Raw genomic sequence first — 13443 nt, 5'->3', positions numbered from 1 at the left:
GCCAGGCCCGGCGATCCACTCATGCACGCGATTTCAAGGGGAAAACATGATTCGCACGAGCCTCAAACTGCTGGCCACCGTCTTGCTCAGCGCCGCCGCGCTGGGCGCCCAGGCCGAGACCTATCCGACCCGCCCGATCAAGGTCATCTCGCCCTTCCCGGCCGGTGGCGCCACCGACGTGCTGACCCGCATCCTGGCCGAGCGCATGGCCAAGACGCTGGGCCAGCCGATGATCGTGGAAAACAAGGCGGGCGCCGGCACGTCCATCGGCGCGGCCTACGTGTCGCGCGAGCAGCCGGACGGCTACACCATCCTGATGGCCACCAATTCGACGCTGGTCACCAACCGCTATCTGTATAAGGAACTGCCCTACGACCCGGACGGTTTCGCCCGTATCGGCATGGTGGGCGTGGGCCCCCTGGTGCTGCTGTCCAGCCCCAAGCGCCCGTTCAACAGCACGCAAGACGTCGTGGCCTATGCCAAGCAGAACCCCGGCAAGCTGACGTTCGCCACGTTCGGCCCCGGCACCTCGTCCCATCTGGCGGGTGAACTGTTCAAGGAACGCGCCGGCATCGACATCCTGCACGTGCCGTTCAAGGGCGCGACCCAGGCACTGCCCGCCCTGATCAGCGGCGACGTGGACTTGTTCTTCGACATGGTCGCCACCGGCATGCCGCAGGCGGACGCGGGCAAGGTCAAGGTGTTTGCCATCACCAGCCCGTCGCGCCTGGCCACGCTGCCCAAGCTGCAAACGCTGGCCGAAGAAGGCTACCCCGCTTTCGACATGACGGCCTGGTTCAGCTTCGTGGCGCCCAAGGGCACCCCCGCACCGGTGCTTGAAAAGCTGCAAGCCGCGCTGACTGAAACCCTGAAGGACGAAGCCGTCAAGAAGCGCATGCTGGACATGGGCATCGACCCGCGTTCCGGCACGGCCGCCGAGCTGGACAAGCAGATCAAGACCGAACAGCCCATCGTGTCGCAGTTGATCAAGCAAGCCAACATCGTCTTGCAGTAAGGCGGCAATGCCCTGATGCGGCCGCCCCGCCGCCCACGGTTTCGTGACAAATCGTTGGCGCGTGGGCCAAGCCGCCGGACCTTGCCGGGCCCCCGGGCCTACCCCCCTTTGCACCGACAGCGCCCGCCTGGGTCCTGTCGGTTTTTCATGCCTTGCTTAACCGCTGGATACAGAAGCGCACCCGGGCTCACTGCTAAGGTGAAGATGCGAAAAGTGAAGATGCGAAAACACCAGCGGGAGCCCGATGCAAACCCCCGAAGACCGTTATGCCCGACTGGACGCCGCGCGCTGGCTGGCGGCCGTAGCCGTCGTCCTGCTGCACAGCGCGGCCTTGATTGTCAGTGACCCTGCCGCGTATGGCGGCGGCGCGTGGCTGGCCGCCAATCTGTACGACTCGGCGGCGCGCTGGTGCGTGCCTGTTTTCGTCATGGTCAGCGGCGCCTTGCTGCTGGACCCGAACAAACCCCACGACGCCCGCAAGTTCTACAGCCGCCGTATGGCGCGCATCTGTGCGCCCCTGCTGTTCTGGACCTTGTTCTATCTGGCCTGGCGCACAGGGCTGGATTGGTGGGACGACGGCCGGGTGGACTTTTCGTTCTGGCCCCGCAAGGTGGCGCAGGGCGAACCCTATTACCACCTGTGGTACCTGTACATGATCGTGGGGCTGTACCTGTTTGCCCCACTGGCCCGCCTGCTGTACGCACGCAGCACGCCGCGCGGCCGGTCGCTATGGGTGGTGGGTATTCTGGGCGTGGCCATTCTTGACGCGCTGTACCGCCGCGCGCTGGGCGCCCCGCACGGGTTCTTCCTGACCTGGTTCCTGCCGTATCTGGGTTATTTCGTGGCGGGCCGGTTGATTTTCGATGGCGACCTGCGCATCCCCCGGCCGGGCCTGGTCCTTGCGGGCAGCGTTGCGGCCACGGCGCTTGGCGTCACCGTAATGTCCGACGGCCACGCGCTGGATACGTACTTTTATGATTACTTCAGCCTGACAGTGCCGTTCATGTCGCTGGCCGCCTTCCAGTGGATCGTGTCTTCACCCTGGCTGCCGCGCCTGTCCGCGCTGGCGCCCTTGACCTTCGGCGTGTACCTGATCCACCCCGTGTTCCTGGACGTGGCGCGGCGCGCGGGCGCCATCTCGGGCAACCCGCGCGACGCCTGGGCCGTGCCCTTGCTGACCGTTGCCGTGTTTGCGCTGTCGGCGGCCAGCAGTTGGCTGTTAAGGCGTCATCCGGCCACGCGCAAGCTCGTCTGAAAGACCTACGCCGCGAAGGGTTAATCGGACGATGGAACGGGGTCGGCAGGCCCCGCCAACGCTGGATTTAGCCCCGTCCATCTTCCCGGGCGGCAGGGAGGCCCTTGGGGTACAATTCACGGCTTATTTGATCGGCCAGACACCGATTTTTCTTCGCGCCAGCACGTACGTAGCCAAGCTCACGGTTGAGCTCCAAGCAGTTTTCAGACCGTTTTTCGACGCAATTTTCGGATCCGGTCATTAAAACTGCTGGGCTTGAACAAAAGCGCTTGGCAGAGCTCAAACCGTCCTGGCTTTTTTATCCGAGCGGAGGGAATCATGACCGACATCGGTCGGATGGCACATGTCGTGCCAGCTCGCACCCAGCTACCCGTCAGTGCATATTTTGACGAAGCCCTCTTTGCCCGCGAGCAAGAACTCATTTTCAAGCAATCCTCGCAATATGTCGGCCATCAGAAATTGGTGCCTGAAATCGGGGATTGGCGGTCGTTGGTACAGGAAAGCGGGGGACGCGTGCTGGTTCGCAACCAGCAAGGCGTTGAACTCATCTCAAATGTCTGCCGCCACCGTCAGGCTTTGATGCTGGGCGGCGAAGCCGGCAATGTGGCCGGCAACTGCAATACGCACGGAAACCTGAAGGCAACCGGTGGCAACATCGTTTGCCCCCTGCACCGTTGGACGTACAACAACCAAGGCGAGTTGTTGGGCGCGCCTCAGTTCGAGACCACGCCCTGCATGAACTTGCAGAAGTTCCGCCTGCGCGATTGCCACGGTTTGCTGTTCGAGGGCCCGCGCGATCCGGCTTCCGACATGGCGCCGCTGTTCTCGCGCCCGGAATTCAACTTCGGCGACTATGTGCTGGACCATGTCGAGGTGCATCAGTGCAACTACAACTGGAAGACCTTCATCGAGGTCTACCTTGAGGACTACCACGTTGGCCCGTTTCACCCGGGCCTGGGCCGCTTCGTCACCTGCGACGATCTGACCTGGGAATTCAACGACTGGTACAGCCTTCAAAAAGTGGGCGTGCACAACGCGTTGGCGCAACCGGGTTCGGATGTGTACAAGCAATGGCACGACCGCCTGTTGTCGTTCCGCGAAGGCGACGCTCCGGATTTCGGCGCGGTCTGGGTCACGTACTTCCCGACCCACATGATCGAGCTCTATCCGCACGTGCTGGTGCTGTCCACGCTGTACCCGAAAAGCCCGCAGGAAACGGTGAACGTCGTCGAGTTCTACTACCCCGAGGAAATCTCGGCGTTCGAACGCGAATTCGTCGAGGCCCAGCGCGCCGCCTACATGGAAACGGCCATTGAAGACGACGAGATCGCCGAGCGCATGGACGCGGGCCGCAAGGCCTTGATGTTGCGCGGCGTGAACGAAGCCGGCCCCTACCAATCGCCCATGGAAGACGGCATGCAGCACTTCCACGAGTGGTATCGCCGGATCATGCAGGACTTGTAGGCATCCTGGCGTTCTTCCATACAGGCCATACCCGCCATACCCGCCATACAAAAAGGGCTTTGCGTCACACAACGCAAAGCCCTTTTTCTTTTGCCACAAGGGCAATCGGATCAGGGTCGACGACTGCCCGACCGTCATCCGATCAGCGCCGTTAACGTCCCATCACCTGGGCCACCGTGCGTTCGCCGATGGCCAGGCCCACCGTCATGCCCACACCCGAATGCATGACCGCGACGGTGGTGGCCGCGTCCACCGGCATCACCGAAAACGGCGCCGGCCCGTGCGCGCCGTAAACCCCCTGCCAGCGCTCCAGCACACGCAAGCGCGCACCGAGCGCCTGCGAGGCCAGGTCCAGCATCGTGTTGTCGACCGCTTCGTCGTTGAACGGGAACGCGTCCGTCCCATAACGATGCGAATCGCCAATGATGAGTTCGCCGTTGGGCGTAGGGCTGATCAACAGGTGTATGCCATTTTCCAGCAGCATCGGCGTACGTTCCTGGATGACCTGGCGCAGCGCATGCGCCGTGGGCAAGTCCGAGAACGCGCCGTAGTGCACGCAGGACAAACCCGTCAACACCGGGCGGTCCAGGGCGATGGGGTTCGTCTCGAACGCCGCGCGCAGCATTTGCAAGCGCGTGACTTCCAGGTTCATCGGCGCAAAGCGTTCGGGCAGCAGCGTCAGGTAATCATGGCCGGGGCACACGAACACATGCTTGCCCAGAAAATCGCCGGCGGTGGTACCCACCAACCCATTCTCGACCGCGCGCGCCAGGGTGCCGGTGATAAACGTCACGCCCAGCGACTCGGCCAGGTATCGCGTGATGGCCGGTAGCGCATCGCGCGAATAGATTTGCAGGTCGTCATGCCCGCGCAGCGCCAGGCAGTGATGCGCCAGCTGACCGCCATACAGGCCGGCCACCTGACGCGCCGACAGCAGCTCGGCACGGTAGCCTTCCTGCATCAAACGCGTGTCCGCGAATTCCTGCAACACGCTGGCCTCGTCGATATTTCGCGCCAGCACCAGCGCGCCGTTGGCCCGCACATGAAAGCCCGCCTTGGCGGCCAGATCCAGCCACAGCTCGCGCGCCTGCTGGGCATGCGACAGCATCATGCCGGGCGCCTGGCCGGTCACAATGACCTGGCCGAAGTTGCGGATGGTGGCGCCATGCGCCTGGCGGCTGCGTTCGATCACCGCCACCGACAGGCCGCGCTTGGCGGCCGCCCAGGCGTGGGCGATGCCAAGCATGCCCGCGCCCACCACGATTACGTCGTATGTTTTCATCGCGGGCCGTGCCTTACTTCTTCTTGGGTTCCGACTTGCCGTCGTAGCGGCGCGTCCACTCGGCGATGATGCGTTCGCGGTTGGTCGCGGCCCACACAAAGTCGTTCTTGATCATGCGCTTGGTCAGGTCGGCCGGCAGGTTCGGGTTGACCGTGGCGATGGACGGAATCGCCAGCACCGCGAAGTTGGCCTTGTACAGTTCGTTGGCTTCGCGGCTGGCCGAGAAGTCAGCCAGCTTGCGGGCCGCGTCCAGGTTCTTGGTGCCCTTCATGATGGCGGTGGCTTCGACTTCCCAGCCCAGGCCTTCCGACGGGAACACGGCTTCAACCGGCGCGCCGTCGGCCTTGAGCTTGGCCGCGCGATAGTCGAACGACACGCCGATGGGGAATTCGCCGGCGGCCGCCATGTTGCAAGGCTTCGAGCCCGAGTGCGTGTACGACCCGATGTTCTTGTGCAGGGCATCCATGTAGGCCCAGCCCTTGTCTTCGCCAAAGATCTGCAACCAGGCGCTGACATCCAGGAAGCCCGTACCCGAGGACGCCGGGTTCGGCATGACGATCTTGCCCGCGTACACCGGCTTGGTCAGGTCTTGCCACGACGTGGGCTTGGGCAGCTTCTGTTTTTCGGCCTCGATGGTGTTAAAGCAGATCGCGGCCGCGTAGCCGTCCATGCCCACCCACGACGGCTCGGCCTTGGCGTCGCGCATGTTGGCGGCGATCTGGTCCAGGCCCTTCGGGGCGTACGGCTGCAACATGCCTTCCTTGTCCATCAGGCCCAGTGCCGTGCCGGCCAGGCCCCAGATCACGTCGGCTTTGGGGTTGCTCTTTTCGGCCAGCAGCTTGGCCGCGATGATGCCGGTGGAATCGCGCACCCACTGGATCTTGATGTCGGGGTTGGCCTTCTCAAACGCGGCCTGGTAGACCTTGATCTGATCGGCTTCGAGCGCGGTATAGACCGTCAGCGTGGTCTCGGCGGACGCGGCGCTCATCACGCCCGTCAGGGCGGCGGCCAGTGCAAGCAACTTGTAGCGATTCATGAAGAACTCCGTGAATATGCGGAAAAACGCGCAAAAAAGGTGAACGTCGCCCCCACTGCCGGCGGATGCCGGCTGCGGTACAAAGGCGCACACAAAGGGAATGCAGGGCCGGCAGTGCCGGTAAGGGGAAGCTAAATCAGGGGCGTTGGCCTCGTGCCAGACGGGCTTCGATGTCGATGATGACGGCCGGCAGATCCGCCACCGTATCGATCAGGTAATGCGGCGCGGCGGTGGCAAGCTCGCGGCTGGCGTCGGCGCGGACCAGGTCGCGACCCGCCTCGTCCAGGCTCAGGTATTCGTCCAGGGTCAGGCCGGCGGCGTTGCCGGACAGCAGCAGGCCCACCGACCACATGCCGGCGCGGCGCCCTTCCTCGATGCCGGGCGCGGTGTCGTCGACCTTGACGCACGCGGCCACGTCCGACAGGCCCAGTTCCACCACGTTCTTCAACGCCATGGCCGGCGCCGGACGCGCGCGCGGCACGTCGTCGCTGGCCACGATGCAATCGGGCTCCAGCCCTTCGGACGCGGCGCGTTCGACCACGCGGCGCATCACGCTGTCCGGGTAGCCCGAGCAAGAGCCGATCTTCAGGCCTTTACGGCGCAGGGCGCGCAACAGCTCGGCCGCGCCGGGGATGGCCGCCGAATACTGGGCCACCTTCTCCATCTGCATCGGCAGGAAGCGTTCATAGATGGCCGTCACATCGTCGTCGCTGGGCACGCGGCCGAACTGGGCCTGATACTGGGCGGCGATGGCCGGCTGGTTGCACAACGCGCGGATGTGGTCCCACTTGCCCATGCCCATGGGGCCGCGCGCCTCTTTCAGCGACACGTCCATGCCGAATTGCGAGAACGCATCGACGAACACCTTGGTGGGGGCAAATGATCCGAAGTCGACCAGCGTGCCGGCCCAGTCGAAGATCACGGCTTCCAGCTGCACGGGTAAGGAAGAAACAGTCATAAGGGTCATCCTGGAATCAATCGTTCAAAGGGCCACGGGGCGGCGCCAGGCCTGGCTGCGCGACACCAGCGCGCGGCTGGCCAGATGCAGCAGCAGGGCCGCGACGGCGGAGCTGGCCATGATCACCGTGCACATGGCGGCGGCCGGGCCGATGAAGCCGGCGTCGTCCATGTTAAGGACGGCAACGGCGGCCAGCACCGTGGACGGGCTGTACAGAAACACCACGGCCGACACCGTCGTCATGGCGGATACAAACAAATAGCGGGCGACGTCCAGCGCGGCAGGCAAGCACATCGGCAGGGTGACGCGCAGGAACGTCGTCACGCGCGGCACCTTCAGCGACGCGGACGCGGCTTCGAATTCCGGGTCCAGCGCGTTCAGTGCGGTGGCGGCCGTGAGGTGGGCGCTGGTGTAGAAGTGGACGACCGTGCACAGAATCAGCAGCGGCATGGTGCCGTACAGCACGTTCAGCGGATTCATCAGGCTGTTGAAAAAGAAGATGTAGCCCAGGCCCAGCACCAGGCCGGGCACGGCCATCGGCATCAGCGCCAGCATGCTGACCGCCCCCCGCAGGCCGCGCCCCAGTTGGCCGCGCGCCGGTACTTTTTCCATCATCCAGGCGCCCACGAAGACCACGGCCGTGCCGATCACGGCGGTGAAGAACGCCAGCTGCAAGCTGTTGCGCCACGCCAGCCAGCCACCGCCGTCCATGTTGTCGAAGTCGTAGGACCGCAGCGACATGGACAGGTTGTAGGGCCACATCTTCACGAACGACGCCCACACCGCCACGCCGATGATCAGCAGCAGGAACGCGGCCATCACGCCGGCCAGCGCCAGGAAAGCAGCATCACGGCGGCGGTTCGGATTTGCCGCATAGGCCTGCGCGCGGCCGCTCATCTGCGCGCCCTGGCGGGCCCGCAGGCGCCGGTCCAGCACGAAGGTCAGCAAGGCGGGCAGCAACAGCAGGATGCCGATGGCCGCGCCCTTCGGAAAGTTCTGCTGGCCGACCACCGCCTTGTAGGCTTCCATCGCCAGCACGTTGTAGTCGCCGCCCACCACCTTGGGTACGCCAAAATCGGTGACAGTCAGCGTGAACACCACGCAGCAGGCCGAGAACACGGCGTAGCGCGTGCCGGGCAGGGTCACGGTCAGAAAGGTGCGCCACGGGCCGGCGCCCATGGCGCGCGCCGCGTCATACAGGCGCCCGTCGGCCAGCGTCAGGCCGGTCAACAAAATCATCAGCGCATGCGGGAAGGTGTAGAACGCCTCGCCGACGACGATGCCCCAGAAGCCGTAGATGGTGGCGCCGCCGGTCAGGCCCTTGAGCAGACCCTGATTGCCCAGCAGGTAGACCAGGGCGATACCGGGCAGCAGCGACGGCGCCAGCAGCGGCAGCAAGGCGATGGTGCGCAACAGGCCCTTGCCGGGCAGGCGCGTACGCGTCAGTCCATAGGCAAATCCGTAGGCGCACGGCACCACCAGCAACATCGTCACCAGGCCCACCGTCAGGCTGCGGCCGACCATCGCCAGAAAGCCGTCTGCGCCGATGATGCCGGTAAGCACCGACAGGCCAGCCCAGGCGCCGTCGTTGTCCGTCACGGACTTGGCCAGGATGGCCGCCAGCGGCAACGCCAGGAACAGCACCAGGAACAGCAGCAACGCGCCCTGCCCGACGGTCAGGCCCAACGAGCCGATCCAGGCGGGCATGGGGCGGCGGCCCAAGGCCACGGGCGAAGCCGAAGCCGACGGCGTTTCCGCCACGGAAGGAGAACCGGTCATGGGGGAATCAAGCGTAGGCGCGAATCGCATGGCGCGGCAGCTCCACCCAGCAGCGGCTGGCAGCATGAGGACCCAACAGGGCGTCTCCGATTTCGGGGGACACGATGGAATGCACGGTGGACCCGGGCACGCCTTCCAGCCGCAACGCCAGGCGGTAACCACGGCCCAGGAACACGCCGTCCAGCACGTCGGCCAGCATCGAATTGGGCTCTTCCGGGCGCGCCATGCTGACGCGCACCGCCTCGGGCCGGACGAACAGCTTGCCGAATCGGCCATCCAGCGTGTCGTCCACCGCCAGTTCCTGGCGGCCGACGCGGGCGCGGTGCGCATCCACGCGTTCGAACGGCAGCCAGTTCGCCTCGCCCACGAAATCGGCGATGAAGGCGGATCCCGGCTGGCGGTACAGCTCGCGCGGCGTGCCGTACTGTTCGATCACGCCGCCGTTCATGACGGCGATACGGTCGGCCATCACCATGGCCTCTTCCTGGTCGTGCGTGACCATCAGCGTCGTAATGGACAGGCGCTTTTGCAAGGCGCGCAACTCAATACGCAGATGCTCGCGCACGCGGGCGTCCAGCGCGGACATCGGCTCGTCCAACAGCAACAGGGACGGCGACGGGGCCAGCGCGCGCGCCAACGCCACGCGCTGCTGCTGCCCGCCCGAGATCTGTCCCGGATACTTGTCGGCGGCGCCGGCCAGCCCCACCAGCGTCAGCATTTCCTCGACACGATGGGCCACGTGCTTGCGATGCGCGCGCTTGCCGCTCAGGCCGTACGCCACGTTCTGGGCGACCGTCAGGTTGGGAAACAGCGCATAGGATTGGAACAGGATGCCGTAGTCGCGCTCTTGCGGTTCGGCATGGGAAATATCGCGGCCCGACAGCACGATGGTGCCGCTGTCCTGGCGCTCCAGTCCGGCAATCGCGCGCAGCAGCGTCGTTTTGCCGCAACCGGAGGGGCCTAGCAGGCACACCAGTTCTCCGGCACGGATATCCAGCGAAACGTCGGCCAGCGCCTTGTGGGTGCCAAACGTCTTGACCAGGTTTCGCACAGTCAGAAAGCCGCCACGCTTTGCCCCTTGCTGGGGCTCTTTGCCCGCAATGGGCTCAAGCCCGCCCCGGGGCGGCCCGGCGGGGAAAAGGTCGTTATCGGCTTGGGGCATGCTGCCTCCGGTCTGGGAACGAAGGCAGTATGGAAGCCGCGTATTGAGCGTTTATGACACTTCGCGCAAATGCAGTAATAAAAACATCAAATTATTTTGGTGTACTGGCGGTCTTGCGCATTGCGTCCCTTTCCTGCCCCCCCGTCATCGTGCTTGTCGCCGAACTCAAATCTTTCTACGCCGTGGCCCGCTGCGGCACCGTCACCAAGGCCGCCGCCCAGTTGGGCGTCAGCCAACCCACCGTGACGGGGCAGCTGCGTCAGCTGGAATCTCGCTACGGCATCGAACTGTTCCATCGCCAAGGGCGCGGCATGCGCCTGTCGGATGCCGGACAGAATCTGATGCCCATGGTGGAAAAGCTGGTCCAGCAGGAAACCGAGATCGACTTCCGGCTGCGCGACGCCAGCGACCTGCGCGAAGGCAACCTGCGTGTCGGCGCCACCGGCCCGTTCTACATCATGGACACGGTGCGCCGATACAACCAGCGCTACCCCGGCATTGATCTGACGGTCACGATCGGCAATTCGCAGTCGATGCTGCAAGCGCTGCACGATTACCGCATCGAGATTGCCACGTCGTCTTTTCTGATGGATGACAAGCACCTGTATCGGCGGATGATCGCGGCCGACCCGATCCGCGTGGTCACCCACCGCGACCATCCGCTGGCCCGCCGCGGCCGCGTGCGCCTGGCCGACCTTGCCGAGCACGCGCTGCTGGTGCGCGAGCCCGGTTCGATGACGCGCCAACTGACCGAAGACGCCCTGCAAGCCGCGGGCGTCACGGTGCGGCGCACGCTGGAGATCGGCAGCCGGGAATCGATCCGGCAAGCCATCCTGTGCGGCCTGGGGATCAGCCTGATCCCGTCGCGCGAGATTCCGTCCCATCCCGATCTGGCCGCCCTGGACATCGACGGCGCCGACATCGTGATGAATGAATACCTGTACTGCCTGCGCGAGCGCCAACCGGTGCAGTTGATCGCGCGCTTCCTGGAGATGGCGCCGGCAGCCGGCTGACCCGACTGGGTCACTGCCCGCCCCCTCCCCCTTGCGGCCAATCAGGAGACAACCATGGCCTTGACCTTGCAAGACATCGAGCAGATTTTTCTGGAACGCGGACACCGGTCATATCACGGTGAATCCGTCAGCCATTTGCGCCACGCGCTGCAAACGGCGTCGCTGGCCGAGCGCCACGGCGCCAGCGCACACCTGATCACCGCCAGCTTGTTGCACGACCTGGGGCACCTGATCGCGGACCGGCCGGGCACCCCGACCCTGCGCGGTATCGACGACAAACACCAGTATTTCGTGCTGCCGTTCCTGCGCGGGCTGTTCAGTTCGGCGGTGCTGGATCCGATCCGGCTGCACGTCGAAGCCAAGCGTTACCTGTGCTACGTGGAGCCGCAATATGAAGCGTCGCTCTCCGAGGATTCCAAGCGCAGCCTGGCATTACAGGGCGGCAGTTTTGATGCGAGCCAGGCGGTGGATTTCGCCAGCATGCCGGGCGCGCCGGACGCGATTCGGCTAAGACGCTGGGACGACATGGCCAAGGTTCCCGGCCTGGCCACGCCGCCGCTGGATCACTTTCTGGAAATCGCGGAAAGCGTATCGGGCCGCGTGAAGCTGGCCGCGATCTGGTAGCGAACCGGGGCGCAGCGCCGGCCCGCACGCAACAAGGGCGCCGCAACCCGCGCTTCCGAGTGCGCGGGCCAGGCGCCTGAGGCTTCAGGCGCCCTTCGCCACCGGGCGTGACGGGTCGCTGCACCATTCGCTCCATGAACCCGGGTACAGCCGCGAGCCGGACAGGCCGGCGATTTCCATCGACAACAGGTTATGGCACGCGGTGATGCCCGAGCCGCACTGATGCACCACGGGCTTGGGGTCGCGGTCACCCAGCAGGTCGGCGAATTCGGCGCGCAGTTGCTCGGGTGACTTGAAGCGGCCATCGGCTTGCAGGTTCTCGCCGTTGGGACGGTTCAGCGCGCCCGGGATGTGGCCGGCCACCGGGTCCATGGGCTCGACTTCGCCGCGATAGCGGTTGGCCGCGCGCGCGTCGATCACGGTAAAGGCCGGCTGGGCGATGTTGTCCAGCACGGCTTGGGCGTTGACCGACCCGGCCAGCGATTGCCCGGGCTCTACCGGCTGGCCGGCTTTGACCGCGGGCGCGGCGTCGGTCGTGGTCGGCAAACCGGCCGCCACCCACGCCTGCCAACCGCCGTCCAGCACGGCCACGCGTTCATGGCCCAACCAGCGCAACATCCACCACAGGTGCGCGGCGTACATGCCGCCGCTGGCGTCGTACGCCACGACCAGCGTTTGCGGCGTCACGCCATGAGCCGCCATCAGGCCGCCGAATTCGGCGCGCGACGGCAACGGATGCCGGCCGTTCTTGCCGGTGCGCGGTGCCGCCAGCTCGGTTTCGTGGTCCAGGTAACGGGCGCCCGGGATGTGTCCGGCGTCGTAGGCCTGGCGGCCGGCGGCGTGGTTGGTCAGGTCATGTCGCACATCGAATACGCGCACGTCGGGCGAATCGAGGCGCGCGGCCAGGTCGGCGGCGGAAATCAGTGTGGTCGTCATTCGGGGTGCTCCTGATCGAAGGGGGCGGGTCAGGTCGGCTTCGGGTCGCGCATGGTGCGCCACACCGACAGCAGGCCCGCGGAAATGATCAAGCCCATGCCGGCCCAGGCCAGGGCGTCCAGATGGTCGCCCCAGAAGCCCATGCCCAGCAAGGCCGCGAAAATAATGGTGCTGTATTGCAGCGCCGCCGTCAGCAGCGCCGACCCCATGCCAAAGGCCCGGGTCATGGCAAGTTGGCCGAACATGCCGGCCACGCCCACGCCGAACAGCGACGCGTAGCCCTGCCAGTCGGCGTGGCCCCAGCCTTCGAACCACAAGCCGGCGATGCTGGACACGCAGACCGCCACGGAGAAAAACAGCACGGTGCGCCATTCGGGTTCGCCGATGCGGCCCAGCTGGCGGATCTGCATCATCGCGATGGCCGACATGGCGCCCGCGCCCATGCCCATGACGGCGGCCAGCCACTGGTCTTCATTGATGCTGGGCCGCAGCACGGCGATCACGCCCAGAAAGCCCAACGCTACCGCCAGGATGCGGACCGGGTCGCGCTGCGCGCCGCCCCACCCCAGCATCCAACAGGCGATGAACAGCGGCGCGGTGTAGTTCAGGCTGGTCGCGGTGGCCAGCGGCAGGTGCGAGATGGCGAAGAAACCCAGCCACATCGACGTGACGCCGGACAGGTTGCGCCACAGGTGCAACTTCCAGCTGGTCGGAACGATGGATTGCCGCCCAGCGCGCGCCCACAGCAGCAAAAGTAGGACGGAAGGCAGCCCGCGAAAAAGCACGATCTGCGGCAGCGACGCGCCGTGTTCCGTGCCGAACTTCACGAACGACCCCATGATGGCGAACATGGCGGACGCCAACAACATCCAGAGAGCCTGCATTGGGGGTCTACGCTAAGGGAAAAGTGAGGGGAAAT

At 65.4% G+C, this 13443-nt stretch carries 12 protein-coding genes; 5 read left to right on the top strand and 7 right to left on the bottom strand.

Features of this window, described 5'->3' with window-relative positions; translation table 11 throughout:
• The first annotated feature begins 46 nt into the window (after positions 1–46).
• The 3 genes from YH64_RS01920 (at position 47) to YH64_RS01910 (ending at position 3734) form a co-directional block, all read left to right on the top strand.
• Complete coding sequence (locus YH64_RS01920) at positions 47–1015, top strand: tripartite tricarboxylate transporter substrate binding protein (protein ID WP_046802794.1); 969 nt, start codon at positions 47–49, stop codon at positions 1013–1015.
• A 244-nt stretch (positions 1016–1259) separates the two neighbouring features.
• Positions 1260–2270 carry an acyltransferase gene (locus tag YH64_RS01915; protein ID WP_046802793.1) on the top strand — a complete coding sequence of 337 codons (1011 nt, stop codon included), beginning with the start codon at positions 1260–1262 and terminating at the stop codon, positions 2268–2270.
• A gap of 318 nt (positions 2271–2588) precedes the next feature.
• On the top strand, positions 2589–3734 hold the full coding sequence (locus tag YH64_RS01910) for an aromatic ring-hydroxylating dioxygenase subunit alpha (RefSeq protein WP_046802791.1): 1146 nt from the start codon (positions 2589–2591) through the stop codon (positions 3732–3734).
• Between the two features lie 151 nt (positions 3735–3885).
• Here the strand turns inward: YH64_RS01910 and YH64_RS01905 are convergent, their stop codons facing one another.
• The 5 genes from YH64_RS01905 to YH64_RS01885 form a co-directional block, all read right to left on the bottom strand.
• On the bottom strand, positions 3886–5016 hold the full coding sequence (locus YH64_RS01905; RefSeq protein WP_046802790.1) for a TIGR03364 family FAD-dependent oxidoreductase: 1131 nt from the start codon (positions 5014–5016) through the stop codon (positions 3886–3888).
• 13 nt (positions 5017–5029) lie between these two features.
• Positions 5030–6052 carry a putative 2-aminoethylphosphonate ABC transporter substrate-binding protein gene (locus YH64_RS01900; RefSeq protein ID WP_046802789.1) on the bottom strand — a complete coding sequence of 341 codons (1023 nt, stop codon included), beginning with the start codon at positions 6050–6052 and terminating at the stop codon, positions 5030–5032.
• A 136-nt stretch (positions 6053–6188) separates the two neighbouring features.
• Complete coding sequence (gene phnX, locus YH64_RS01895; protein ID WP_104143187.1) at positions 6189–7019, bottom strand: phosphonoacetaldehyde hydrolase; 831 nt, start codon at positions 7017–7019, stop codon at positions 6189–6191.
• Between the two features lie 15 nt (positions 7020–7034).
• The gene (locus YH64_RS01890; RefSeq protein ID WP_370512717.1) at positions 7035–8789 is read right to left on the bottom strand and encodes a putative 2-aminoethylphosphonate ABC transporter permease subunit; all 1755 of its coding nucleotides are present in this window, start codon (positions 8787–8789) and stop codon (positions 7035–7037) included.
• A gap of 7 nt (positions 8790–8796) precedes the next feature.
• Complete coding sequence (locus YH64_RS01885) at positions 8797–9951, bottom strand: putative 2-aminoethylphosphonate ABC transporter ATP-binding protein (protein ID WP_255444068.1); 1155 nt, start codon at positions 9949–9951, stop codon at positions 8797–8799.
• Positions 9952–10100: 149 nt separating this feature from the next.
• On the opposite strand from YH64_RS01885, the gene YH64_RS01880 reads away from it, so the two are divergent.
• Together YH64_RS01880 and YH64_RS01875 are read left to right on the top strand one after the other, a co-directional pair.
• Entirely contained in the window at positions 10101–10964 is an 864-nt protein-coding gene (locus YH64_RS01880; RefSeq protein WP_046802885.1) for a LysR family transcriptional regulator, read from the top strand.
• Positions 10965–11018: 54 nt separating this feature from the next.
• Positions 11019–11588, top strand: coding sequence for a phosphonate degradation HD-domain oxygenase (locus YH64_RS01875; RefSeq protein ID WP_006218288.1), 570 nt, complete (start codon positions 11019–11021; stop codon positions 11586–11588).
• Positions 11589–11672: 84 nt separating this feature from the next.
• Here the strand turns inward: YH64_RS01875 and YH64_RS01870 are convergent, their stop codons facing one another.
• A complete protein-coding gene (locus YH64_RS01870; RefSeq protein WP_046802786.1) occupies positions 11673–12524 on the bottom strand; it encodes a sulfurtransferase in 852 nt (283 codons plus the stop codon).
• A 29-nt stretch (positions 12525–12553) separates the two neighbouring features.
• Complete coding sequence (locus YH64_RS01865; RefSeq protein WP_046802785.1) at positions 12554–13408, bottom strand: DMT family transporter; 855 nt, start codon at positions 13406–13408, stop codon at positions 12554–12556.
• Positions 13409–13443 lie beyond the last annotated feature (35 nt).

The sequence above is a fragment of the Achromobacter sp. LC458 genome, assembly GCF_001005835.2.
GTDB lineage: Bacteria > Pseudomonadota > Gammaproteobacteria > Burkholderiales > Burkholderiaceae_B > Achromobacter > Achromobacter spanius_B.
Note: the sequence above shows the minus strand (reverse complement) of the source record. Positions and strands in the feature narration are given on the sequence as shown.

Coding starts and splice junctions, on each gene's coding strand:
- YH64_RS01920 (WP_046802794.1), top strand. CDS start 47: ATGATTCGCACGAGCCTCAAACTGCTGGCCACCGTCTTGCTCAGCGCC.
- YH64_RS01915 (WP_046802793.1), top strand. CDS start 1,260: ATGCAAACCCCCGAAGACCGTTATGCCCGACTGGACGCCGCGCGCTGG.
- YH64_RS01910 (WP_046802791.1), top strand. CDS start 2,589: ATGACCGACATCGGTCGGATGGCACATGTCGTGCCAGCTCGCACCCAG.
- YH64_RS01905 (WP_046802790.1), bottom strand. CDS start 5,016: ATGAAAACATACGACGTAATCGTGGTGGGCGCGGGCATGCTTGGCATC.
- YH64_RS01900 (WP_046802789.1), bottom strand. CDS start 6,052: ATGAATCGCTACAAGTTGCTTGCACTGGCCGCCGCCCTGACGGGCGTG.
- phnX (WP_104143187.1), bottom strand. CDS start 7,019: ATGACCCTTATGACTGTTTCTTCCTTACCCGTGCAGCTGGAAGCCGTG.
- YH64_RS01890 (WP_370512717.1), bottom strand. CDS start 8,789: ATGACCGGTTCTCCTTCCGTGGCGGAAACGCCGTCGGCTTCGGCTTCG.
- YH64_RS01885 (WP_255444068.1), bottom strand. CDS start 9,951: ATGCCCCAAGCCGATAACGACCTTTTCCCCGCCGGGCCGCCCCGGGGC.
- YH64_RS01875 (WP_006218288.1), top strand. CDS start 11,019: ATGGCCTTGACCTTGCAAGACATCGAGCAGATTTTTCTGGAACGCGGA.
- YH64_RS01870 (WP_046802786.1), bottom strand. CDS start 12,524: ATGACGACCACACTGATTTCCGCCGCCGACCTGGCCGCGCGCCTCGAT.
- YH64_RS01865 (WP_046802785.1), bottom strand. CDS start 13,408: ATGCAGGCTCTCTGGATGTTGTTGGCGTCCGCCATGTTCGCCATCATG.